Genomic DNA, 24102 nt, shown 5'->3' with positions numbered 1-24102 from the left:
AAAACCGATATAGTTATGAAAAAGCAACTATTGTTTGCGGGTGCCTTTTGCCTAGGGTTGGGTGCCTTTGGTTTGCTATCTTCTTTTGATGATGGTGAGCAGGCGAAAATTGACGCCAAATATGAAGAGCTAAAGACCAAATTCATGGAAGAGCAGATGCAGAAATGCCAAGAAACTGCTGATGAAGAGGCTATGCGCTTGTACAAAGAAGAGAATGGCGAGGCTACTCCTGAGGAGCCTACAAAGAGCGGTGCTACTGCTGGTGGCAGCACTCGTCCTGTTGCGCCTAGCTCTGGATCTGCTACCTCTGGTAGCGAGAGCTCATCTACAACTCCTGCTGAAGAAGCTACTTCTGGTGGAGCCACTAAAGATCCTCAGAAGGGTCGTGGTGGAGCAACTACCAAAGGAGATGCTGATGCACAGAAGAAGCGTGGTGGAGCAACGACTACCGATGATGCCTCTTCACAGAAGCGTCGTCCTGGTGCAAACTAGAACCAAGCTAGTGAAATAAAAAAGGAAGCCGATTGGCTTCCTTTTTTTGTTTGTATATCTCTCTTTTGGCCTATTGGCTTTCGAGAGCGGCGGCACCGCCCACAATTTCTCCCAACTCGGTAGTAATTGCTTCTTGGCGAGCTTTGTTATAGTTAATTTTGAGTTCACGCAAGAGCTCATCGGCATTTTCAGAAGCTTTATCCATAGCCGTCATACGGGCACCATGCTCAGAGGCATTAGAGTCTAGGATAGTTTTGTGAAACTGCGTTTTGAGGATAGTAGGCGTGAGATATTCGAGCAGGTCCTCTTTGGGTGGCTCAAAGATAAAGTCTACAGAAAAGTCTTCTTGACCTTCTGGAGCTTCTGCTTTGGCGATAGGGAGGAACTGTTCTACTTCAAACTCTTGCATAGCGGCATTGCGGAACTTAGCGTAGACGATATCAATAGCGTCATAGTCTGCGTCCAGATACTGCTGCATAAGCATTTCGGCGATAGGCATAGAATGTTGAGAAGAGAAATCTTTACCTACGATTTCGAGATAATCCGTAATCAAGGTAGCCTTAGTGTAGGTCTTTTTGAGGATATCGTATGCTTTTTTACCGATAAAGAGCATAGAAACGTTGCCGGCTTCATATTGCTTGTGGTATTTTCCTCCTTCTTCTAGCAGGCCGACCACCTGTTTGATTACATTAGAGTTATAGGCACCACAAAGGCCACGGTTAGAGCTAATCACCACTAGGCAGACCTTATTGATTTGGCGTTCATTAGAGTAGCCAGACTCATCTGCTCCTTCTTCAATAGTGAGCATAATGTTAGACAAAATGCTATTGAGTTTTTCTGAGTAAGGGCGCAATTGCGTGATAGCTTGTTGGGCACGACGCAACTTAGAGGCCGCTACCAGCTTCATCGCTTTGGTAATTTGCTGCGTAGAGTTTACCGACTGAATGCGGTCACGTACTTCTTTAAGGTTGGCCATTTCGAGACATCTAGATGGTGAAAATAAGAAAAGAAGGGTTTGGGCTAGCGGGGCTAGCCCAAACCCTCAGAGTATATGATTAAGCGAACTGCTGCGTCATTTCGGCGGCAAGTGCTTCGATCTTAGCGAGATCTTCTTTGTTGTACTTTTTGTTGCGGAAAGCAGTAAGTACATCAGGTAGGCGGCGATCGAGTTCGATCAAGAACAGGCGTTCAAATTCTTTAACGCGATCGACGGGAACGTTACGCAAAAGGCCTTTAGTACCACAGTAGATAATGGCTACCTGCTTCTCTACAGAAACGGGAGAGTACTGAGGTTGCTTTAGGATTTCTACGTTACGGGCACCTTTATCGAGAACGAGCTTAGTGGCTGCATCGAGGTCAGAGCCAAACTTGGCAAAAGCCTCCAATTCGCGGTACTGAGCTTGGTCCAACTTAAGGGTACCAGATACCTTTTTCATGGGTTTGATCTGAGCAGAACCCCCTACGCGAGATACAGACACCCCTACGTTAATAGCGGGGCGCACACCGGCGTTGAAAAGGTTAGACTCTAAGAAGATCTGACCATCGGTAATAGAAATTACGTTAGTTGGGATATAAGCAGAAACATCGGCTGCTTGTGTCTCGATGATAGGAAGAGCCGTAAGAGATCCACCACCTTTCACGATAGGATTACCTTGAGCATCCTTAGCGTTTTTGAGTGAATCGGGCAAATCGTTCATTTCGCGAGCGATCTCATCATTGTTGATTACTTTGGCGGCGCGTTCTAGCAAACGAGAGTGAAGGTAGAAAACGTCACCGGGATAAGCCTCACGTCCGGGAGGACGGCGTAGCAGTAGAGATACCTCACGGTAGGCTACCGCCTGCTTAGACAAATCATCATAAACGATAAGAGCGGGGCGTCCTGTATCGCGGAAGAACTCACCTACAGCGGCACCAGCAAAGGGAGCGTAGAACTGAAGGGGAGCAGGATCAGAAGCTGCTGCAGAAACGATTACGGTATAAGGAAGAGCGCCATTTTCTTCTAGTGTTTTAGCTACCATAGCTACAGTAGAAGCTTTTTGACCTACGGCGACGTAGATACAATATACGGGCTCATTGCGATCGTAAAATTCTTTTTGGTTGAGGATAGTATCGATAGCGATAGCGGTTTTACCCGTTTGGCGGTCACCGATAATCAACTCACGTTGTCCACGTCCGATTGGAATCATGGCATCGATAGCTTTGATTCCTGTTTGGAGTGGCTCATTTACAGGCTGACGGTAAATTACACCAGGAGCTTTACGCTCTAGGGGCATAGCGTAGCGTTCTCCTTTGATAGCGCCACGTCCGTCTAGGGGTTGGCCCAAAGGATTGATTACGCGGCCAAGCATACCTTCTCCTACATCGATAGAAGCGATACGGCCAGTACGTTTTACTTTGTCTCCCTCTTTAATCTTTTCAGAAGGACCCATAAGTACAACCCCTACGTTATCTTCTTCCAAGTTAAGGGCGATAGCTTGAACCCCTTTATCTTTGAATTCGACCAATTCACCGGCCGCTACATTTGTTAAACCATAGATACGGGCGATACCATCACCCACTTCCAATACGGTACCTTCTTCTTCGAGCGTTGCACCGGCGCCAAAACCAGTAATTTGCTCTTTCAATATTGCGGAGATTTCGTCCGGTCTTACGTCAACCATATCTTTAAATATTTTTAGTATAGAGGTTTTGACTAAATTTGGTTCTCAGCTCAGAGAGCTTTTGCGCCACAGAGGCATTATATACTTTATCATTAAACTCGAGCACAAATCCAGCAATAAGGCTAGGATCTACAGCCACCTCTAGTTCAATATCTTTTTTGATTAGGCCTTTTTCTTGAAAGCCAGCCAAAATATTGTCAATAGCGGCTTGGCTAACGGCAGTGGCCGTGGTCAGTTTAACGATAGAAACCTCTTTATACTCAGTGTAGAGGTTGTGGAAGAAGTGGCAGAAAGCGCTAAGGTAGCGTTCTCTTTTGTGTTCAGCCATGACCATCAGAGTATTGAGGGCCAGAGGGTGAATTTTCCCTTTGAACACGGCTTCGAAGATGTTTTCTTTTTTCTCGGTAGAGATCAGTGGGTTTCTCATGACTGCCTCAAAATCGGGCAATTCTACCACCTGCTCAATACTTTTTACATCCTCATGAATTTGATCGAGTGCTTGCTCTTGTTGGGCCAAATCAAAGAGTGATTGGGCGTAGCGAGCGGCAATACGGCTAATAGACATAATAGCTAAAAGTTAGAGGAAGAAAAAATTAGTTGAGCTGAGCGAGGTCTGTATTTTTCAACTCAGTCACTTTAGACTGAATGAAATCCTCATGCTTGTTTTCTAGTTCGCGGCCAATGAGTTGTTCTGCAAGATGTACAGAAAGTTGACCGAGTTCGTTAAAGAGCTCCACCTCCAATTCTTTGCGGCGGTTCTCAATTTCTACTTTAGCGGCCTCAATCATCTGGCGGCTGCTTTGGTCTGCTTTAGCTTTGGCTTCTTCTACAATTTGCTCGCGAGCGGCCTCAGCATCAGCAATAATTTTCAAGCGCTCTTCACGAGCTTTTTTCAACAATACGTCATGCTCAGATTTTAGTTGAGCCATTTCTTCACGAGCCAATTTGGCCTGATCTAGAGCCGACTGGATGTCGGTTTCACGATCTTTAAGCGCATTTTTGATACTCTTGAAAAAGCGGCCGATTACCAACCATACCAAGATAAAGATGATGCTGGTCCAGAACAACAAGCCGAAGCTTGGATTCATCACAGAGAAGTCTGCTAGATAAAGCATAAGGCAGAGTATATATGTGTATTATAGTAAATAGTATAAATTCTAAAAGAAAAGAAGCTGCTCGACAACCAATCGTTGCCGAGTCAGCTTGAAGAGTTAAAATTACTCTTTGATCAAAGCTACTACGATAGCAAAGAGGGCAGCACCCTCAACAAGAGCAGCAGCGATAATCATACTTGTACGGATGTCACCAGCCGCCTTAGGTTGACGTGAAATACCTTCCATGGCTTTACCGCCAATTTGTCCAATTCCAAGGCCTGCGCCGATAACAGCTAGTCCAGCTCCAAGAGGTCCCATAATAAGTAATGATTAAAGAATGAAAAAAATATAAATAATAATCGTTAGTCGAAATCTAGTGCGCTTCTTCATGATGGTGCTCTTCTACAGCTGCACCGATATAAATAGAAGAAAGCAAAGTAAAGATGAAGGCTTGCAAGAAAGCTACAAAGAGCTCCAAGAAGTTCATGGCAAATACAAAAGGAACAGCAATCGCTCCACCTCCTACGGCACCGCCTGTGTTTTCGCCTCCATTAGAGAAGATGAAAATCAAGCTAACCAATGAAAGGATGATAATGTGACCGGCTGTAATGTTTGCAAACAAACGAATCAAGAGCGTAATAGGCTTAATAAACAAACCCACCACCTCAATAGGCGTCAACAAAATCAAAATGGGAAGAGGTACACCAGGCATAGCAAAAACGTGGCGCCAGTAGTGGCCATTTCCGCTGATGTTGGTCACCAAGAAGGTAAATACGGCCAAGACCAAAGTTACCCCCAAGTTTCCGGTAATGTTGGCACTTCCAGGGAAGAAAGGAATGAGGCCCAACAAGTTAGAGAACAAGATAAAGAAAAATAGCGACATCAAGAAGGGGAAGAATTTCTCCCATTTGTGGCCAATTGCAGGCTCAATCACTTCGTCGCGCATAAATACAAAGATAGGCTCTAGCAAAGACTGAAGGCCTTTGGGCGCTTTTCCTTGATTCTTTTTATAAGCTTTGGCTACCGAGCTAAAGATGAGCACCAATAGCAAGAAGGCCAAAAACATAGAAAATACATTCTTCGTTACCGAGAAATCATACCAGCTAGTCATGGTTTGTAGCTTGCTAGCCGACTCTAGCTCATAGGTTTTTCCATCATGCGTAATCTGGTGCATCACATGCACTTCATCACGATCATGGCCACCCTCTGTATGCACGCCATGCTCATCGACCACCTGCTTGTCGCCATGAGCATCGCTATGGCCAGGCATGGGCTGATCTGAATGTGCATCGGCATGTCCATCTGTTTTTAGTTCTACAACACCAGCAGGGAAATCTCCCTTGATGCGCATCAACTCATCATGATACAAGACATAACCATCAATGGCTTTGCTGCTCATATGATTGGCATGGCTATACTCGAAAGCAGAAGATAGGCTAAAGAAAAAACCCGCATCGCTATACGCAATACAAGGCAAAGGCAAATACATATCGCCTACAATGTGAAATTGATGTGCGTCGCCAATGTGGTGCATGACCGCCTCAATGGGGTCATCGCCCCCAGAAGCATAAGCCTGATTCTGACCTACAAAAAGGCCCAAAATCGCAATTACTAGAAGGCTATAAATTTTCTTAAGCATGCTGTTTAGCTTATGATGGTTTTCTTAAATTCGCTGCAAAGATATGCAGTTTCGCCACCTATGCAAAGGAATTTTATTTTTTTTGCCCCCTAGTTTCTAGGCCGCAGTTGCTTCAATTAGAAGCTTTTAGCAGTAAAATGATAGCTTTACTCTCTTTTATATAAGAAAAGGCCCCTTTGCCCAAAATTTAATTTCTTTTGATCGGTTTTAACTATCGTTAAATTTTGTTTAGAGGAATTCTTTTTTAGTTCCCTTTTATGGTCTTTTTGTCCCGCTTTTTTCTGCGGTGGACAGGGCGCGAAGCGCCCGCAGGCTGAGCTGCCGAAGCAGGGCCGCCGCAGGCGGCAGACCCAAGCCCGAAGGGCTGCAGGGCCGAGCAAGCCTGCGAGCTGCAAAGTGGAGCGACCCGACCAAAGGGACAACCAGCCCCAAAGGGGCGCCAGTTCGACAACCGAAGGGCGTAGCGGCAGCCCCAAAAAAATATGCGTCCCTAAATGTTCCAACAACTTCTTAACTTAGCCCTACATTAAATCCAGTTTTATGCATTTTAAGATTTTTGGGCCTAGCCTCTTGGCCTGCCTGCTGCTTTTTGCCTGCCATAAAGGCCCCAATTGGGACCGCCTAGAATATTATAATGGCAACCCTAGTCTCCCTCCCCCCTATCAGCAGTCGGTGCGGATGAAGTTAGATAGCCAGGGCCTGCAAATTGTCCGTAAATCGGCCAACCAACAGGAAGAACTCTTGGCCCAAGGCCCCAATAAATTGGGCCCCAAAGCCCCTAGGCCCCAAACAAAAGAACTGCCGCCCCCTATGCCAGGAGCGCCAGTTTCTTCTATGGCCTTTTATCAAGGCGATTCTCTTGTTTTTTCTGCCCATTGGCAGGCCCATCAGCTAAATAATAAGGCCCTAAAACGCTGGGAAAAACGCTTGTGGCGCTGGGCCAAAAAAGAATATCCCGGCATCGATAGCCTTTGGCAAAAACCCTAGCCTACAGCGGCTACACCTGGGTCATTGACGATGATATAGGCAAAGTATCCAATGATTGCAACCAATAAAAGGGCCGCCTCCCAGCGGTCTAGGGTATAGAGGCTTTCTTTGCGCAAAGTGCCCACAAAAAAGAAGGCAAATAAGACAAAACTGACCGCCATTAGGAAGTATAAATCAAAGTTGATGGCTAGCTCGTAATTGGTGGGCATAATAGCCGCACTAGTCCCCAAAACCAAGAGTACATTAAAGATATTCGAGCCCACCACATTACCAATCGCAATATCAGAATTGCGTTTCATGGCGGCTACCACAGAGGTCGCTAGTTCGGGCAAGGAGGTCCCTACCGCCACAACGGTAAGCCCCACCAAACGCTCCGTCATACCAAAGGTCGTGGCTATTTCTTTGGCCGAACTGACCACCCAGTCTCCTCCAACAATAAGGCCCGCAATACCGCCCACAATAAAGATAGCCGATTTCCATGCGGGTAAGGGATCAATCTGCTCTACCTCATCGGGATTGTTTTTGGCAGAACGGAAAACATAGTACAAAAAGCCCGCAAATAGGCCCAATAAAATAAAGCCATCGATGCGGCTGAGCGTGCTTGTTTCGGCCCCCCAAAGCATGGCATCATTAGACAAAATAAAGAGCAGGGGAATAATCAAAATAGATAAAGGCAACTCATATTTTACGGTGGTCGATTGCACCACTAAGGGCACAATTAGCCCGGCCACACCCAAAATCAAACAGGTATTAGAGATATTACTCCCTATCACATTGGCAAAGACCAAACCCGTAGACCCCTTCATAGCAGAGCCCACACTAACCACCAACTCGGGCGCAGAGGTCCCCATAGACACCACCGTCAAACCAATAATAATATCCGGAATCCCGAAGCGCTTGGCCACCGCCGAAGCCCCATCTACCAGATAATCGGCTCCCTTGATGAGCAACACAAAGCCAATAATGAGAAAGAAAATTGTCATGAAATCCATACAGAATAGCAGTATCAATGAGTAATTGGCCCAACAGGACCTAATGATGAAAATTTAGTTTTTTATTTTTTGGGGGCCTCCGCCTCGCTGCGCTCGTCGGCGCTACGCTTCGGGGCTCGCAGGTCTGCTCGGCCCTTCGCCGCCTGCGGCGGCTCGGTCTGGCCTAACGGCCACCCCTACACATCGCTAGGCCGAATGGAAGTCCTGGCGCTTCGGCCATTCTTTGATAAGAATTTCAGGCTAGTCAAGGCATTTTTTAAAGGCATAGCCTTAGCTATGGGGGAGAAAAATAACGCAGAATAGCAGGAAATTAAATCAAAGGATAGAAGTAACAGGGCTTCTATTTGGCCTTTAGCCTGCAGACGGCTTCGCCGCCTGCTCGCTCCAAAGCAAGATGCTACAAAAATAACTTTTTATCTAGGCCCTTAAAGGAATGCCCCTTTTTTTTTAACTCAACAATGCAGTTTGGCCCAAAACAAAAAGCTGCTTCCCTAAAATAGAGAAGCAGCTTTGCTCTACTAAAAACTGACTATACTTACTTAGACAGTTCTTTGTTAGTCCTGCGTACAGGCAGCAACCAATTAAAAGTATCTTCTACGGCGTCTACCTTATAATCTTGAATTAACTTTTTGGCCATAGGTCCTACTTTACGGCCCTCGATGGGAGACAACTCAAAGTTTTCGCCCTTATAGCTAAAGTCTGAGATATGAGAGATGACCGCCGCTGTTCCAGAACCAAACATTTCGTCTAGTTTACCTGCTTGATGGGCTTCCACCACCTCTTGGATAGAAATATTGCGTTCCTCTACCTCAAAGCCTTTGTCTTTGAGCAAGTGAATCAAGCTATCGCGAGTAATGCCCGCCAAAATAGCATCTGTGGTAGGAGGCGTAATCACTTTGCCATCAATGACCACAAAGATATTCATGGTCCCACACTCTTGCAAATACTTAAACTCTTTACCGTCCAACCATAAAATCTGGTCAAAGCCCTGCTCCTTAGCTTCTAGAGCTGGAGCCAAAGTAGCGGCATAATTGCCAGCAGCCTTGGCAAAGCCTACTCCACCAGGAAAAGCACGGACATATTTCTCAGCTACCTTAATTTTAACCGGCTTGGGGTAATAAGGCCCTACAGGGCAGCTCATAATCACAAAACGGTAAGTATCGCTAGCTCGAACACCCAAATAAGCATCTGTAGCAAACATATGCGGACGAAGATAAAGGGCCGATCCTTCTGATTGAGGAATAAAGTCACGATCCAAATCGACCAAACGATGTACCCCTTCTAAGAAAATTTCGGCGGGGATTTCTGGCATGGCCAAACGCTTAGCAGAACGATTGAGGCGCTCCACATGCAATTCGGGACGGAACAAAATAGGCTCTCCCGTTTTGGTTGATTTATTCGCCTTCATCCCCTCAAAAATAGCCTGCCCATAATGCAAAGCCATAATAGCAGGGCTCATAGGCATTGGGCCATAAGGGAGAATTCTGCAATCGGTCCACTCGCCATCAATGTAGTCAGCCACAAACATATGATCTGACATCACACGACCAAAAATCAAATTATCAAAATCTACCTCGGCCAGACGAGATTGCTTCGTCAGCTCCACTGAAATTGGATATTTCATACTATATATATATTAGATGAGGTTAAAGATGATTGCCGCAGCCTTGCAAATAGTCCAAACTCTTCGGCTTTTTCCGTACTTTTGAACCCTAACAGAAAAAGAAATCTCCACGGAATAGCTTCCCACTAAAATGCTTTACTTCCTCAGGACTAGCCTATGGCTTTCGGATCGTGAAGATACAAAAAATTCTGTTAACAGAAAACTATTAACATTTGTTTAGAATAAAAAACAAATAATAAGCTATATATAGGAATAATATTTTGTACAACCTTTTTATTGCTCCTGCATTATTTTGAGCTCCTTAGAATTGACTGATAATATTTTAGGCCAGTCAGGCAGTTTATTATCTTTAGTTTCTTGGGCAAAGAGGAAGACAAACAGCAATTAAAGGCCTATTCGCTTTCATAAAAGCCAATAAAATGAAGTTTAATTTAAATTTCTTTGAAACTGAACTCTATCAGATTCCTCAGCGGCCGCTTTCGCTAGCCGCCAATCAAAAAGCTTATGTTTTTTTGGCCCAAGAACATACGGCCGAGGAGCTCGATTTTTTGGCTAAGGTCATGCAGGCGGTGGGCTTATCTTTAGAGAAAGAGGTACAAGTTGTTCCCTGCCCCCCAAAGCAAAGTTTTCAGTTGCAGGAAAAGCCCCTAGCGCCCTGTTTTTTCTTTGGCCTCAGCACAGCGGTTTTGGGCTTGCGGCTCGAGCTGCCCCTCTATCAATTGGTCCATTATCAGGGCCTACAATTATTGCAGGGCATTAGCCTACAACAGATTGCCCTACAAAAGCAGCACAAGCTGGCCCTTTGGCGGGCCTTACAAGATATTTTCCCTTCAGAAAAATAACGACAGAAGCAATGCAAAAGAAAAAGTTGGTCATGGCGACCGCCAATGCGGGCAAAATCCGTGAAATAAAGGCCCAGTTGGGCGAGCAATACGATTTTCTCTCTCTGCCCGATATTGGTTGTTTAGAAGATATTCCCGAAGAGCAAGATAGCCTGCAAGGCAATGCCCTACAAAAGGCCCAATACGTCTGGGACCACTATGGCTACCCCTGCTTTTCTGAAGATACTGGCCTAGAAGTAGCCGCCCTAAATGGCGCACCAGGGGTATATACCGCCCGCTATGCCGGGCCACAAAAAAATCCCGATGATAATATGGATTTGCTACTAAAAGAATTGGCCCAGGCCCAAGATCGTAGCGCCCAATTTAGAACGGTCATCTGCCTCTATCTCGGTCCAGATGACATCCATTATTTTGAAGGCATCGCCCCCGGCCAAATTGCCCCCCAACGCCTAGGCGAAAAGGGCTTTGGCTATGATCCCATTTTTGTTCCCCAAGGACATGAGCGCAGCTTTGCCCAAATGACCCTAGCAGAAAAACAAGAGCTTAGCCATAGAGGGCAGGCAGTTCGCCAATTGAGCCAGTTTTTGGCCCAACTATAAGATACTGCTGGATCTAGCAGGGCGCGAAGCGCCCGCAGGCTGAGGGATGGTAGGGGGTGGCCGAAGGCCAGACCGAGCTTTTTTGAGCAAAGCGAAAAAAAGCGATGGGCCGAGCAAACCTGCGAGCCCCCGCACAGCCCGACCCGCCCGCAGGGCGGGGCAGCCCCAAAACAAAACAATTACCCGCTCATTCATAATTATATTCGTATGAAACTACTGATTTCTTGGAGCCTAGCGCTCTTTATGCTCTTTAGTGCCGGCCAAAGCTGGGCGCAGGGCATTAAATTCTCTGAAGGCCAATGGGCCGATATTTTGGCCAAGGCCAAAAAGGAAAAGAAAATGATCTTTGTCGATGCCTATGCCGTTTGGTGCGGCCCCTGCAAATGGATGGCTAAAAATAGCTTTCCCGATGAGGCCGTGGGCGAGCTCTTCAATGCCAAGTTTATCAACTATAAATTTGATATGGAAAAAGGCGAAGGCCCCGAATTTGCCAAAACCCATAAGGTACGCGCCTACCCTACTCTGCTGTTTTTCTCTGCCGAAGGAGAGCTCGTTCATAAGGTAATGGGCGCCAAAGATGCCGAGGCCCTGCTAGAAGATGGCCAAGCCGCTATTGATCCCAAAAAACAACTCTATACTCTGCAAAAGCAGTATCTGTCGAAAAAGGGATTGGGCAAAGGCGAAATGAAAAATTATTTGGATGCCCTGATGAATGGCGGCGATTATGCCGGCGCACAGGAAGTGGCCCAAAAACAACTAGAAGAAGCAGAGGAAGTGAACTGGCCTCAAAAGGAATACTTTAGCCTCATTGAAGAGCTTTTTGCCGACCAAAGCAGCCCCATCTACGATAAGGTATTGGCGAAAAAGGCCGACTTTGTAAAAGCCTTGGGCGAAGAGAAAGTGAATAATTACCTCAAGGCTGGACTAGAGGCGGGTATGCGCAAAATTGCCCAAGAACAGCAAGAAAAGCCCTATCTCCTCTATAAGGAGCGGATCAAAAGCGTTTTAGACGAGAAACAAGCCGCTTCGACTATCGCACTTTTGGACCTACAGTATTATTTCCGTACGCCCAAACGCGATAAGTACCTACATGCCTACCTCAATGAGCATTGCGAAAATGCCCAAATGCTAAATAGCTACGCTTGGAGCTATTTTGAGCAAAAAGAAGAAGAAAAACTCTTGAGCATGGCCTATAGCTGGGCCAAAAAGTCGGTGGCCCTAGCCCCTGGCTTTGCCAATGCCGATACAGAGGCAAATTTGGCCTTTAAACTCAAGCGCTACGGAGAGGCCAAAAAGGCGGCCGAGAAATCTATTGCCCTAGGCAAAGAAAATGGCGATGATGTCAGCGAAACCGAGGCCCTACTCAAAAAGATTGAGGAAAAAATGCCCAAGTCTGCCAATGGCATCAACTTCACGGAAGGGAGCTGGGAAGAAATCAAGGCCCTTGCCCTCAAAGAAAACAAAATGATCTTTGTGGATGCCTATGCCGTTTGGTGCGGCCCCTGCAAATGGTTGAGCAAAAAGATATTTACCCAACCGCAGGTCGGCCAACACTTCGATGCCAACTATATTAGCTATAAGTTTGATATGGAAAAAGGCGAGGGCCCTGCCTTCGCCGAAAAACATGGGGTGCAAGCCTACCCCACCCTCCTATTCTTCTCTGCCGATGGCGAGCTGCTTCATAAAACAGTGGGCGCCCCCGATGCCCCACAACTTATTGCCGAAAGCCAGAAGGCCCTGGACCCCAACAAACAGCTCTTTAGCCTGAAAAAACGCTATGAAAAAGGCGACCGCCAGCCCGAATTTCTACGCAATTATATTAAGGCCCTAGACGCTGCCTATGAAAGCAATGTAGAGGAGACTCGTCTTTATCTCGGTCTTATTCCAGAAGCCGAATGGAAGCAAAGCGAGCATTTTGAGATCATGATGCTTACTGAAGTGGGCTTTGAGCAAAAGTACTTTGACTATATTTTGGCCCACAAAGAAGAGTTTGTAGCAGAAAATGGCGAGGAAGCCGTTGAAGAATACATGAAGGGCGCGCTCATGAGCCAAGTACATTTGGTTGGAGAGGCCCAAAACGGCAAAGGCACTAAAAGCCAAGAGTATAAGCAGCTGGTCAAAAACCTTAATGAGGGTCTTTCTAAGGATTTGGCCGCTTATTATACCGCTATGCTCAATACCATCATTTACAATGGGACCAAAAAAGAGTTTAAGTACCTAAATATCATGTTGCTCGAGCATTCTGACAGCTGGCAGGAGCTTAATGAGGTGGCTTGGGGCTATTTCCAAGCAGAAGACAGCAAAAAGAAACTCAAAGCGGCCCTCAAGTGGATCGATAAGTCTATTGAACTAGAGGAAAACTACTATAATGTAGATACCAAAGCCAATTTGCTCTATAAGTTGGGCAAGAAGAAAGAGGCCCTTGCCACTGCCGAAAAGGCCGTGGAATTGGCCAAGGCGCAAGGCATGGAAGCCGAGGAAACCAAGGCCTTGATTGAAAAAATTAAGGGCTAGATCATCTGCCTTTTTAGTTACTGAGCAGCTTCTCCATTTTGGGGGAGCTGCTTTTTTTATGTTTTTTTCTGATGATTTGGGGCTGCCCCGCCCTTTGGGCGGGTCGGGCTGTGTCGGGGCTCGCTATTCGCTCGGCCCTGCGCTTTTTCGCTGCGCTCAAAAGCTGGGTCTGCGGCTTCGCCGCCCCCCTATCCATCCCTCAGCCGCGGGCCTTCGGCCCTTTTCTGCTCTGGAAAAGGCCTTTTGTAAAATCCTTGAGCCCTTTAGGGGCAAACTCCTGCTTGATGCGGCTAGGAAATCGTTTTAGGCCCTTCTTGGTCCAAGGCAACAGCTAAACGCTAGTTTAGCCCCCTGCGGATGATGCAAATACAGTCCAAACAGCCGCATCTTGTTTATTTGCAGTTGCAGAATGAGGAGAAACAGTTGTTCAGCCTTAATCTGCAGTTGCAAAACAGCTCTAAACGATGCCCGGAGCTAATTTGCAGTTGCAAAACGTCTCTGGCGTGGCGCCGGAGCTAATCTGCAGTTGCAAAACGCCTCTGGCGTGACGCCGGAGCTAATCTGCAGTTGCAAAACGCCTCTGGCGTGACGCCAGAGCTAATCTGCAGTTGCAAAACGTCTCTGGCGTGACGCCAGAGCTAATCTGCAGTTTACAATTAGCTGGGGGAGTATCTATAATGCCCTATCTTTTTTTTCTGGACCGACCCTACTACAGTTTAACAATAGGCGCTTAGGAGCGAAGTATGGAAGGCAGCTGTATTTTTGGGCTAAATATCCTGCAGTCTAAAGGCCTGCCGGGCCGAGCTGTAGGTTGAAACCTACAGCCAATTAACGAATGCAATTTAATATAGTATGGCAGGTTAAAACCTTCCATAAACAAACATCTTCTAGGCTGTCTAAATCATAAATGCAGCAGTTCTGGGGGCCGTTAAAAGCGGTAGAGGATTTTAATCCTCTCCGCACTATAGATGTAGCATATAATTGTTGTATGGCTGCGGGTTTCAACCCGCAGGTCTATATATCCATCCTACAGGCCCGAAGGGCCGCAGGCCTAGCGATGTGCAGCAGTGGCCGTCAGGCCAGACCGAGCAGGCTTTGCCTGCGAAGGGCCGAGCGACCCGACCAACGGGAGCCGACGCAGCGAAGCAAGTAACAGCGAGCTGCGACAACCAGCCCCTATAGGGGCGCCAGTTCGACGACCAAAGGGAGTAAACGTAGCGCCCGCCGAAGGCGGGAGGCCCCAAAAAAACACTAAACTCCCTGCTCTTCTAATTTGGGTTTCCTCTTCTTATAAGAGATCAGGAAGAGGCCAGAGAAAATGAAGGCGGCAGAGATAAAAAGGGCGGGCCGCAGCTCGTCGGCAGCGAGGAGAATAGCGACCAAAGCGGCCAGAAGGGGTTGCAAATAGATATAGCTACTGACCACCGAGGCGGGCAGGCGTTGCAGGGCCCAAGCATTGAGCAGATAAGCCAGAAAGGTTACGCCGATGAGGACAAAAGCCAGCACCGCCCATATTTCTGCAGACAACTGACTGTAGGGAATGGCCAGAGCGCCGGGGCCGCCAAAGGGCAAAACATAAAGACAGCCAAACAGAAAGACCCATTTGAGCAGCGTAATAGCTTGATACTTTTGGGTCAGGGGTTTAATCATAATCAGGTAAATCGAGTAGGCTACCGCATTGCCCCCGATCAACAAATTGCCCAGCAGGGGGTTTCTAGCCTTAAAAGCGGCAGAGCTGCCCGTATTGAGAATCAGGTAAGCAGCACCGATAACCCCTAGAACAATTCCGATAATCTTCAGGCTATTGAGGCGCTCGCCGAGGAAGAACACCGAAAACAAAAGGACCACAATGGGGGCCGTCAGCATAATGAGCGATGCGCTAATCGGGCTAGTCATTTCTAGTCCCTTAAAAAAGAGTAATTGATTACAGGCCACCCCAAAAGCGGAGGCAATAGCTAGGCGGAGGATATCGGCCTTAGCGACCTTTTCCTTAAGCCAAAAACTAGTGATCCAAAACAGCAGGCTAGCGGCCAGGACCCTAAGCATAATAAAGGCGGCGGGGGGAATTGGATCGGGCATAGCGATCTTGGCGATAGAATAGTTTGCGCCATACAAAAGGGCTACGGTAAAGAGAGCCAAATGGGCTGTGAGAAGGCGAGAAGGCATAAACAAAGGTTTTGGATGCGGCAAAAAATTGCGCAAAGCTAGATGTTTTTTCTACTATCTTTGTCCTTCCTATTCTTATCAAAATGTTAGTTTATGTGGAGCAAAATCAAGCAACAAATACCCAATTCGGTCACTTTATTGAATGCCTGGGCGGGAGCGGCGGCCATTATCAGTCTATTTTCTGGGCAATGGGAGGTCTTGCCCTACTGTCTCTTGCTCTCCCTAATCGCTGACTTTGGAGATGGCTTATTGGCTCGTTTACTCAAGGCACAATCGCCATTAGGCAAAGAGCTCGACTCTTTAGCGGACCTTATTTCCTTTGGTTTTTTTCCAGCTGCCATGTTATATCAGCTCTTCATGCAAGCCTTGGGGCTACCGGAGGGATTGCAATGGGGGCAGCGGGAGAGCTACCTGCTCTTGTTGCCTTTTTTGTTGCTCTTGTTTTCGGCCCTGCGTTTGGCCAAATTCAATACGGATAGTCGGCAATCGGAAAGCTTTATTGGTTTGAACACCCCGGCCACCACCCTTTTTGTCTTTGGTTACTTTTGGACCATACAGCAGCAGCTCTATGGATTGGAGCAATACCTACTTTGGCCCCCCCTGCTCTATGGCTTACTGGCCTTGCTTTGCTACCTCCTCATTGCGGAGATTCCCTTGCTTAGCTTCAAGTTTAAGTCTTTGGCTTGGCGGCCCAACCGTTGGCGTTTTCTGCTCATCTTGGGCATCTTGCCCTTGCTCATCTTTTTGCCTTTGGGTTTGGCCCTGCCTGCGGGGATTCTGCTTTATTTGTTGTTGTCGGTGGGGGCTATTGTGGTAGGGGACTTGCGTTTGGGGGAGTAGGGGTGTGGGAAGGTAGGTTTTTAAAACATAAATGCTCCGCAAGTTTAGTTGTCGGAGCATTCCTATTTGGTTATCTTGAAAGCCTAAATAAAAGACCAAAATGACACCCCCCTTATAGAAACAAAGAAGCCCAAAAAGAGAAACGATAATAGAACATTCAATAATCTCTATCAATGCTGGCTTAGAAACAGAAAGTACCTTTTTTACCCTAGCCTTACTGGCTTGAGCATTATCTTCTCTGAACCTATTAGTCAGATAATTATAGCATTGCATTTAGAGTTAATCATAGATCCTATAGAGATTAACTGGCCATTATCTATTGCTTTAGGAGCTGTATTTTTAATCTCCTATCTTGTTTACGCTATAAAAATATCTGCAGAGCACAGGACAAAGTCTCCTATGAAGCTTTTGTTCTGGCTTTCTTTAACAGTTAGTCTGAGTTATTATCAGCTAGCAATAGATGAGCTTATATTTTTCCCTAAAAAAGGCAATAGTTCTTACATCGTAATTGTATATATACTGGCTGCGCTCTACAGCTTATACTATATAGTTTCGAGCTTCAATTTTCCGAGGCCAAAAAATAGCAAACTAATAGCTGAAGACAGCATTGTGCTTCAAAAAGGTATTAAAGGAAGTCTAAGAAAAGGCTATGCAGAACAACTAGCCGAAGAGTTACTCAATATAAATAGTAAGCAAGCCTTTGCTATTGCCATAACTGGAGGCTGGGGAACAGGAAAGTCTACTTTTATAAGTTTTATCACAGAAAAAATAAAAGCTGATACTGCTGCAATTATCGTTGAGTTTCATCCTTGGAAAAACAAAGGGGAAGAGGCCGTCATTAAAGACTTTTTCTATACGCTTCGAAAGCAGCTCTCGCCTTATGATGATCGTCTTGGACCACAGATTAACAATTATCTGAATAGTCTTTTTAATATTTCAGCAGTAGCAACAAATACAAGTCTTTCAACTTTTAGTAAGCTAGCACTAAAAAGCATCAATCTCCTTGAAGAGCCTCAAGGCACAGAGGAAGAATACAATAAACTTCGGAAAATCATTAAGGAAATTCCTCTTCCTATTTTAATTATTATAGATGATTTAGATCGGCTGGATAGTCCCGAAATTATTGCGGTCCTAAAACTCATACGAAATGTCGCTAACTTTGAGGGACTTAGCTTTATTACAGCCTATGATAAAGACTATGTTCATCAGGCTATTAAAAGCAATTTAAACGAGTACGGGAGCCACTACTTTTTGGAGAAAATTGTTCAGATGGAAGTCAGCTTGCCTGTAATAAGGAAAAAAGAACTTTTTGAGACTCTTTTATCCCTATTCGAACATAAAAACAGTCCTTATCAGCTTAAAGCACTTATTAAAGAAGAGTGGTTTAAGGCCGATAATCAATACTTTTGGAGTTTTTTAAATACGCATAGAGACATTGTCCGATTCTACAATACTATTGTTCTTACATTTCCATCTGTAGCACATGCAGTTGATAGTGAGGATTTCTTTTTAATTCACCTCATAAAACTCAAACACCCTGTTTTTTATGAAGAGCTTTGGTACAAAAAAAATGATTATGTACAAATGCTAGACAACTCTAGTTTCTTACGACTAAATGGAAACAGTGCTAAATCTAACAGTGCTAAATCTGACAAATGCAATGAGGAGATATTCGAAGTGTTAAAGTACTTATTTCCCAAAAGTCCTCGCAAGACTAAAAACATTTGTTACAACCCTATATATCCTCTTTACTTTACTAATTATCTGGCTGGTTCAACTAGTGTAGCTCTTTTGAATGATATCATTAAAGAGAATAAAACACTAGAGGAACAATTAGCTGAAATAGATAAATCCTCCTCTAGAGATGAGATGTCTGGATTGATCGTTCTTTCGATAAAAGAAGTTGAAAAATCCATTACTAAGAAAAATATCAGGGCTTACCTTGACCTATTTCATGAACTTAAAACCCCTAGAATATCTCTTCTTGAACTTTATGACTTAATATTAAAAAGGAATGATGCCTCCTTAGAGGTCCCCAACAAAATAGAAGATTTTATTTTTAATCCAGAGGAAGATCAATTACTGCAAAAAACAACTGACTTAGTTGATTTTTTATCAAACAACAAACATGCACATGAGAAGCTAACAAACAAGTACATCAGCCTTATGAATCAAATTTCGATAGATAAAAACATCACTAGTAAGTATATATCAAGTCATCTAGAAGATTTTAATAAAGTACTCGATAAGTATAGGCTCCTAACAGGGCTCTTTGAAATCCCTGATACCCTAATAGACTTTATTGCAAAAAACTTTGCAGCCTTTGCCCCTCTTCTTTTTGAGTTCAAAGATCGAAAAATTAACTTAAGTCTCCTCTCAGCTGACCTTATTGGTAGCTTTTCTATTCTTCAAGAAATAGCTAACAACTCTAACATCTTAAAAGAGCAAAGCATAGCCTTAAAAGAATTTATTGAAGCTCAAAGAGCTCTAGCTCCTGAAAAGGATTTCATAGAATTTAGTCAACCAGTAATTCATAAAAACTTAGGACGGTATTTTTCGGAAAAGCTAAATTATGCTCCTATCCTTTATATGGAAGCAAAAGATATTATAGATTTCATAGACAGGCAAAAGGATGCAAATCGTCTATACCTTCTAACAGATGATAAAAACTTTATCATACCTCATAAGCGATATAACGACATCTATATTAAGCCTATGAAACTAACAAATAATACTATGTTCATTGCTATTCCTGAATGGGTGCAATCAATAGCACTAACAGCCCCAGGAGGTTCTTCAGATTTTCACGAAGAAAGTAATGATGTATTCTATACGAGGCATATAGACATTGATAATATCAAACTAGTTGACCTTAAAGAGAAGCATAAATATAGACTCATCCCTTTTCCTCACAAGGAAATAAACACCCCATTATCACTCACTCTCACTACCTATCTATCATAACCCCCTGGGAAGAAGCCCCCCGCTTCTTCCCTTTCTCTTTCCCTCACCAGCCAAAAGCAGTAGTTTAGCGTTATCTTAAAGAACACCAAAACTCCATACTTTTGCGCTTACTGCTTTTATTTTGCGGTCTTTTCTTTTTTGGGCAGCTTGGGGCCCAGACATTGCCCCAGCTAGACAGTTTGCAACAGCAGCAGTTGCGGCAGTCGGATTGTTATGTCTTGGCGGATAGTATACTGCTTGATAGTTTATGGGTCTTGCCGGGCAGTTTGCATTGGCGGGGGCAGCCTTTGGCGGATAGTTTATATCGGCTGCAGGGCAGTTATTTTTTCCCCAAGGGAGCCTTATTGCAGCAAGACAGTCTCTGTTTGAGCTATAAGCGCTTGCCCTTGCCCATTCACCGCAGGCGGGAGCGAAAAGATCGGCGATTGTTGCAGCCTAAAATGCAGTTGGGAGAAGATATCGTTTTGGGCCAATCCTATGGTTATCAGGTACAGCGGCAGGGCGGCAAAGAAGGCGATTTGAAGGGCTTGGATTATAATGGCAGCTTTGCCAGAGGGATTTCCTTGGGGAATCAGCAAGACCTCATCCTTAATTCTAGCTTCAATCTACAATTGGCGGGAGAAGTTGGGGGCGTAGAGATTACGGGTGCTTTATCGGATAACAACATTCCGGTCCAAGCTGAGGGCAATAGCCAAGAGCTGCAAGATTTTGATCGGGTATTCATTAAGTTCAAGGTAGATGAGCATTACCTTTTGGCTGGGGATTATGATTTGGAACGGCCAAAAAACAGCTACTTCCTCAATCATTTCAAGCGCTTGCAGGGGGGCCAAATTGGGAGTTCGGGCCAACTGAAATCGGGGGCAAAATGGGGGGGACAAGGCAGCTTTGCCATTTCTAGAGGAACCTTTGCCCGCAATAGTTTTATGGGCCAAGAGGGCAACCAAGGGCCCTATCGTTTAGAGGGCAATGATGGCGAGCAATTACTGATTATTCTGGCAGGTAGTGAGCGCGTATTTATTGATGGGCAGCAACTAGAAAGGGGCTCTGATAGAGATTATACGATTGATTATAATTTGGGCGAGATCCAATTTACCAATAAAGTCCTCATCACAAAAGACAAGCGCATACAGGTCGAGTTTAGCTATTCGGACCTAGAGTATCTCCGCAGTATTGCCGCCATTAATGGCCATTATGAAGACAAAAAGTGGGGGTTGCGCTTTTTTCACTATCAAGAACAAGATGCCAAAAACCAACCGACCAATCCCCTAAGTGATTCGGCCCAAGCCAGCCTAAGTCGAGCGGGGGATCAAACGGCCCAAATATGGGGCGGTCAAAGCATTAATGAAGCAGATGGATTATCGGGCTTGGTGGCTTACCAGCTCATAGATACAGTTGTCCATGGGATCAGCTATGATTCGGTTTTGGTTTATGCTAGCAGCAACGCTAGTGATAGCAATTTCTATTCGGTTAGTTTTCGGGCAGTAAGCCAGGGCGGCGATTATATTCGGGAAGAGGGGCAAATTAATGGCAGCGTATATATTTGGACTGCTCCTGATCCCATCACGGGACAGAGCCGCGGGCAATATGCGCCCCTAAGGCTACTCAAGGCGCCAGAGAAAAAGCAGCTATCGGAAATTAGTAGCTATTATAATATTGGAGAAACGGGGCAATTAATGGCCAATCTAGCGATTAGCCAAGAGGACCTCAACCGCTTTTCTAATATAGACAATGAAGATAATCAGGGTTTGGCTTTGCGGATAAGCTATCAGCAAGAATTGAGTTTGGGTTATCGGTTAAAGGTGGATAGTCAGCGAGTGGACACTCTCCGCAGGAGCTTAGGCATCAACGCCCATTATGAACAGCTCAGCACTAACTTTAAAACGATAGAGCCCTATCGGAATCGGGAATTTAGTCGAGATTGGGGACTAGATAGCAGCAGTAGCCAAGAACAACTCTTTTGGCTGGGCCTAAATGCCCAACAGCAGGGACTAGGAAATATTAGCTATAAACTAAGTGGCCTGCTTAGAGATAGCAGCCAAAACTGGCAACAAAGCGCCAATCTGCAGCTTCAGCATAAGGGCTGGGAGCTAACTGGCCAAGGCAGTTACCTTTCTCAATCCAATAGCCAGTTTTGGCGGCCTCGCCTGCAGTTGGCCTACCGCTTCCAAAAAGGCCTGCGCATTTCGGCTTACTATGAAGAAGAAAACAAACAACAACGGGTTAATGGCGATAGCCTAGCGACCAATAGCTTTCAGTATCAGCTCTATCGATTTAGTGCGGAGCTGCCTACTACAGAGCAGTTTTCGCTGAAGCTCTCGGCTAGTCAGCGGCTAGACCGCCTGCCTTTGGGGGAAACCCTAGTCGATGTGACCTTGGCCAAGGAGGCCCAACTACAGGGACATTGGCAGATAGGGCCCAAGCAAAACCTCAGCTTCAACCTCAATTATCGACAGTTGATGGTCTTAGACAGCAGCCTGAGCAGCCAAGACCCTAAAAATACCTACTTGGGCCGCATTGCCTATGATGCCCAATGGAAAAAAGGCCTGATTAAATGGCAAACGATTTATGAATTAGGGGCTGGCCAAGAGCAAAAATATGCCTACAATTATTTGGAGGTGGACCAAGGACAAGGCACCCATATCTGGATTGATCGCAATGAAAACAGCATCCAAGAACAAGATGAATTTGAACAAGCCCCCTTTCAAGATCAGGCTAATTTTATTCAGCTAAGGGTACTCACTGGCGAGTTTGTCCGCGCCAACCAATTGGCCTTTAACCAAAGTATAGATATTGACCCCGCCCGCCTTTGGCGGGCGGCCAAAACAGGCCCAAAAAGCTGGCTCAAAAAAATCTCTAGCCGATCTATTTATAAGATGGAACGCAAAACCCTGGCCCAAGAAGAACTGGCCGCCTTCAATCCCTTTGAACTCGATATTGCCGATAGTAGCCTGCTTTCTATCTCTTCCAATATGAGTAATGCCCTCTATTGGGACCGAAGAGGACGCAAGTTTCGCCTCATTTTACAACAAAGCGATAGCCGAAGCAAACGCTTCCTAAACCTTGGCTTCGATAGCCAACGAAAAACCAGCTATAGCTTTTCGAGCTGGTGGCAAATCAAGCCTTTTATCCGCCTAGAAACAGCCGCCCAGCTGGCCCAAAATGAAAACCGCTCCGATTTTTATAGCCAACGCAATTATTTACTCGACTCCTGGGAAGTTAGCCCCAAACTAAGCTACCTAAGAGGCAGCGACCTCCGCCTGAGCCTCTATTATCGCCAAAAAGATAGCGAGAACCGCCTAGGCATAGAAAAGGCCCAGCTCCAAGAGCTGGGCCTAGAAGGCAAATGGTTTAGCAGCAAAGGAAAACGCAGAAACATCCGCCTGAAACTCAGTTGGGTCGAGCTCCAATATGAGGGCCAAGAAAATAGCCCTAGCCAATTTGCCCTGACGGAAGGCCTGCAAACGGGAAGTAATTTTTTATGGACCCTAGAACTCCAACAAGCCCTAAGCAAGTTTTTACAACTCTCTATTAGCTATGAAGGCCGAAAAACTGGCGAAGCCAAAATGGTCCACCTCGGTAGAATGCAACTCCGAGCTATTTTCTAAAGTATCCGCCGATTGACCCGACGCATAGCCGCCGCCATCTCCCGACGCAAACGCTCCTTGGCCGCATCTCTGGCCGTTTTGCGTAGCTTGCGCCCCAACCGCCGCTTTTGTCGCCTCGATTTGGCCCAGTTTAATAAAACCCGCTTGGGCGGAATAAGCAAACGCCGCCCCACCGGCAACTCATACAAACTACTCAAACCATTATACTGCGCCAACAATAAATAAAGCGCCAAACTCCCAAAATAACGCATCGAAATCTTCCCCAAATTATCCCCCTGCTGAATGTCGTGGTACTCATATTTAACCAATTCTTGCCGCACCGCCGACTGCTGCCAGTTTTGCTGCTGCCGAAATGGCGAACGCCCCAAAAATGATAAACTCAACTCCGCCCGAATGGGCAAGCCCTCAAAGGAAAATAAAGAGTAGTTGATGTCCATCGAGGAAATAATGCAGTTAAAGGTGTGCGCACTGGCATCCTTCCGAGAATCATTGCTGGGCAAAATCTCCCCCCACTCCAATTTTAAGTAGGCCGGCCCATTGGCCCAGTCATGATAATCATAAATCAACGCTTTTAAGGCCTTAATATAAGGCGCCACCGATGGCTTGTTGTCCTTGTTCTGCAAAAGCGCCTTGTCCTGCTGACTCCCCTGATGATAGGCGCCCGTAGCATCTACCAAAATATTCGAAAACTTAATCTCCGGAATCATATACTCCGGACTATTCCCTAGAACTTCCTTGGCCGCCTGCGCCTTCCCATCTGCCGAAGAAGCAGCCGTAGAAAGCTCTTCCGTGCTCTTTACCTTATAAGAAATATCAAAACTAGATGGGTTGATCGACAAATAAATTTGCCCAATATAACTGCTCTCATCATAATCGGCCAAAGCGTAGGCCTTTATGCAAAGCTTGCTCATGGCGGTCCCCGCCGGAAATGGTCGCTGCATATAGCTGGTCTTTAAATATAAAATTGTTTATACTAAAGATATAACTACACATCCACAAAAGCAACTTTGTACGTATGTTTTTTTCTTTTCTTATTTTGGGGCCTCCGCTGCGGCTTCGCCTTGCTGCGCTACGTTTCGCAGCT

General features: G+C 45.6%; 18 protein-coding genes. 8 read left to right on the top strand and 10 right to left on the bottom strand.

Going from position 1 to position 24102, the window contains the following annotated elements; all coding sequences use genetic code 11:
* The first annotated feature begins 15 nt into the window (after positions 1-15).
* A complete protein-coding gene (locus OP864_RS09320) occupies positions 16-492 on the top strand; it encodes a hypothetical protein (RefSeq protein ID WP_270097932.1) in 477 nt (158 codons plus the stop codon).
* Between the two features lie 70 nt (positions 493-562).
* Here the strand turns inward: OP864_RS09320 and atpG are convergent, their stop codons facing one another.
* The 6 genes from atpG to atpB form a co-directional block, all read right to left on the bottom strand.
* Positions 563-1468, bottom strand: coding sequence for an ATP synthase F1 subunit gamma (gene atpG / locus OP864_RS09315; protein WP_270097931.1), 906 nt, complete (start codon positions 1466-1468; stop codon positions 563-565).
* A gap of 79 nt (positions 1469-1547) precedes the next feature.
* On the bottom strand, positions 1548-3152 hold the full coding sequence (gene atpA, locus OP864_RS09310) for a F0F1 ATP synthase subunit alpha (RefSeq protein WP_270097930.1): 1605 nt from the start codon (positions 3150-3152) through the stop codon (positions 1548-1550).
* Between the two features lie 4 nt (positions 3153-3156).
* On the bottom strand, positions 3157-3717 hold the full coding sequence (atpH, locus tag OP864_RS09305) for an ATP synthase F1 subunit delta (RefSeq protein WP_270097929.1): 561 nt from the start codon (positions 3715-3717) through the stop codon (positions 3157-3159).
* Between the two features lie 28 nt (positions 3718-3745).
* Positions 3746-4267 carry a F0F1 ATP synthase subunit B gene (gene atpF / locus OP864_RS09300; protein WP_015692681.1) on the bottom strand — a complete coding sequence of 174 codons (522 nt, stop codon included), beginning with the start codon at positions 4265-4267 and terminating at the stop codon, positions 3746-3748.
* Between the two features lie 102 nt (positions 4268-4369).
* Positions 4370-4564, bottom strand: a complete 195-nt coding sequence (atpE, locus tag OP864_RS09295) for an ATP synthase F0 subunit C (RefSeq protein ID WP_015692680.1) — start codon at positions 4562-4564, stop codon at positions 4370-4372.
* A gap of 55 nt (positions 4565-4619) precedes the next feature.
* Positions 4620-5885, bottom strand: coding sequence for a F0F1 ATP synthase subunit A (atpB, locus tag OP864_RS09290; protein ID WP_270097928.1), 1266 nt, complete (start codon positions 5883-5885; stop codon positions 4620-4622).
* Positions 5886-6425: 540 nt separating this feature from the next.
* Here atpB and OP864_RS09285 point away from each other — a divergent pair.
* Positions 6426-6872 (top strand): hypothetical protein, encoded by a 447-nt coding sequence (locus OP864_RS09285; RefSeq protein WP_270097927.1) that lies wholly within the window; start codon positions 6426-6428, stop codon positions 6870-6872.
* On the opposite strand, the gene OP864_RS09280 is transcribed toward OP864_RS09285, so the two are convergent.
* Positions 6869-7864, bottom strand: coding sequence for a calcium/sodium antiporter (locus tag OP864_RS09280; RefSeq protein ID WP_270097926.1), 996 nt, complete (start codon positions 7862-7864; stop codon positions 6869-6871). The two genes, OP864_RS09285 and OP864_RS09280, sit on opposite strands and share 4 nt — an antisense overlap.
* Before the next feature lie 535 nt (positions 7865-8399).
* Positions 8400-9488, bottom strand: coding sequence for a branched-chain amino acid aminotransferase (locus OP864_RS09275; protein WP_270097925.1), 1089 nt, complete (start codon positions 9486-9488; stop codon positions 8400-8402).
* A 419-nt stretch (positions 9489-9907) separates the two neighbouring features.
* On the opposite strand from OP864_RS09275, the gene OP864_RS09270 reads away from it, so the two are divergent.
* From OP864_RS09270 to OP864_RS09260, 3 genes are all read left to right on the top strand, one after another.
* Positions 9908-10330, top strand: coding sequence for a DNA polymerase III subunit psi (locus OP864_RS09270; protein ID WP_270097924.1), 423 nt, complete (start codon positions 9908-9910; stop codon positions 10328-10330).
* 11 nt (positions 10331-10341) lie between these two features.
* Positions 10342-10929, top strand: a complete 588-nt coding sequence (rdgB, locus tag OP864_RS09265) for an RdgB/HAM1 family non-canonical purine NTP pyrophosphatase (RefSeq protein ID WP_270097923.1) — start codon at positions 10342-10344, stop codon at positions 10927-10929.
* Positions 10930-11136: 207 nt separating this feature from the next.
* Positions 11137-13443: a thioredoxin fold domain-containing protein gene (locus tag OP864_RS09260; RefSeq protein ID WP_270097922.1), complete on the top strand. Its 2307-nt coding sequence runs from the start codon at positions 11137-11139 to the stop codon at positions 13441-13443.
* Positions 13444-14694: 1251 nt separating this feature from the next.
* Here the strand turns inward: OP864_RS09260 and OP864_RS09255 are convergent.
* Complete coding sequence (locus tag OP864_RS09255; RefSeq protein WP_270097921.1) at positions 14695-15609, bottom strand: DMT family transporter; 915 nt, start codon at positions 15607-15609, stop codon at positions 14695-14697.
* A 93-nt stretch (positions 15610-15702) separates the two neighbouring features.
* On the opposite strand from OP864_RS09255, the gene OP864_RS09250 reads away from it, so the two are divergent.
* From OP864_RS09250 to OP864_RS09240, 3 genes are all read left to right on the top strand, one after another.
* Positions 15703-16449, top strand: coding sequence for a CDP-alcohol phosphatidyltransferase family protein (locus OP864_RS09250; RefSeq protein ID WP_270097920.1), 747 nt, complete (start codon positions 15703-15705; stop codon positions 16447-16449).
* A gap of 222 nt (positions 16450-16671) precedes the next feature.
* Positions 16672-19413, top strand: coding sequence for a KAP family P-loop NTPase fold protein (locus OP864_RS09245; protein WP_270097919.1), 2742 nt, complete (start codon positions 16672-16674; stop codon positions 19411-19413).
* A gap of 101 nt (positions 19414-19514) precedes the next feature.
* On the top strand, positions 19515-23018 hold the full coding sequence (locus OP864_RS09240) for a DUF8818 domain-containing protein (protein WP_270097918.1): 3504 nt from the start codon (positions 19515-19517) through the stop codon (positions 23016-23018).
* Here OP864_RS09240 and OP864_RS09235 read toward each other — a convergent pair.
* Complete coding sequence (locus tag OP864_RS09235) at positions 23015-23959, bottom strand: CIS tube protein (protein ID WP_270097917.1); 945 nt, start codon at positions 23957-23959, stop codon at positions 23015-23017. The genes OP864_RS09240 and OP864_RS09235 overlap by 4 nt on opposite strands.
* Positions 23960-24102: the final 143 nt, after the last annotated feature.

Origin of the sequence: Saprospira grandis (assembly GCF_027594745.1) — a bacterium.
GTDB classification, from domain to species: Bacteria; Bacteroidota; Bacteroidia; order Chitinophagales; family Saprospiraceae; genus Saprospira; species Saprospira grandis.
Note: the sequence above shows the minus strand (reverse complement) of the source record. Positions and strands in the feature narration are given on the sequence as shown.

Bases quoted from the DNA above. Each gene is read 5' to 3' on its own strand.
- OP864_RS09320 (WP_270097932.1), top strand. From the start codon at position 16: ATGAAAAAGCAACTATTGTTTGCGGGTGCCTTTTGCCTAGGGTTGGGT.
- atpG (WP_270097931.1), bottom strand. From the start codon at position 1,468: ATGGCCAACCTTAAAGAAGTACGTGACCGCATTCAGTCGGTAAACTCT.
- atpA (WP_270097930.1), bottom strand. From the start codon at position 3,152: ATGGTTGACGTAAGACCGGACGAAATCTCCGCAATATTGAAAGAGCAA.
- atpH (WP_270097929.1), bottom strand. From the start codon at position 3,717: ATGTCTATTAGCCGTATTGCCGCTCGCTACGCCCAATCACTCTTTGAT.
- atpF (WP_015692681.1), bottom strand. From the start codon at position 4,267: ATGCTTTATCTAGCAGACTTCTCTGTGATGAATCCAAGCTTCGGCTTG.
- atpE (WP_015692680.1), bottom strand. From the start codon at position 4,564: ATGGGACCTCTTGGAGCTGGACTAGCTGTTATCGGCGCAGGCCTTGGA.
- atpB (WP_270097928.1), bottom strand. From the start codon at position 5,885: ATGCTTAAGAAAATTTATAGCCTTCTAGTAATTGCGATTTTGGGCCTT.
- OP864_RS09285 (WP_270097927.1), top strand. From the start codon at position 6,426: ATGCATTTTAAGATTTTTGGGCCTAGCCTCTTGGCCTGCCTGCTGCTT.
- OP864_RS09280 (WP_270097926.1), bottom strand. From the start codon at position 7,864: ATGGATTTCATGACAATTTTCTTTCTCATTATTGGCTTTGTGTTGCTC.
- OP864_RS09275 (WP_270097925.1), bottom strand. From the start codon at position 9,488: ATGAAATATCCAATTTCAGTGGAGCTGACGAAGCAATCTCGTCTGGCC.
- OP864_RS09270 (WP_270097924.1), top strand. From the start codon at position 9,908: ATGAAGTTTAATTTAAATTTCTTTGAAACTGAACTCTATCAGATTCCT.
- rdgB (WP_270097923.1), top strand. From the start codon at position 10,342: ATGCAAAAGAAAAAGTTGGTCATGGCGACCGCCAATGCGGGCAAAATC.
- OP864_RS09260 (WP_270097922.1), top strand. From the start codon at position 11,137: ATGAAACTACTGATTTCTTGGAGCCTAGCGCTCTTTATGCTCTTTAGT.
- OP864_RS09255 (WP_270097921.1), bottom strand. From the start codon at position 15,609: ATGCCTTCTCGCCTTCTCACAGCCCATTTGGCTCTCTTTACCGTAGCC.
- OP864_RS09250 (WP_270097920.1), top strand. From the start codon at position 15,703: ATGTGGAGCAAAATCAAGCAACAAATACCCAATTCGGTCACTTTATTG.
- OP864_RS09235 (WP_270097917.1), bottom strand. From the start codon at position 23,959: ATGCAGCGACCATTTCCGGCGGGGACCGCCATGAGCAAGCTTTGCATA.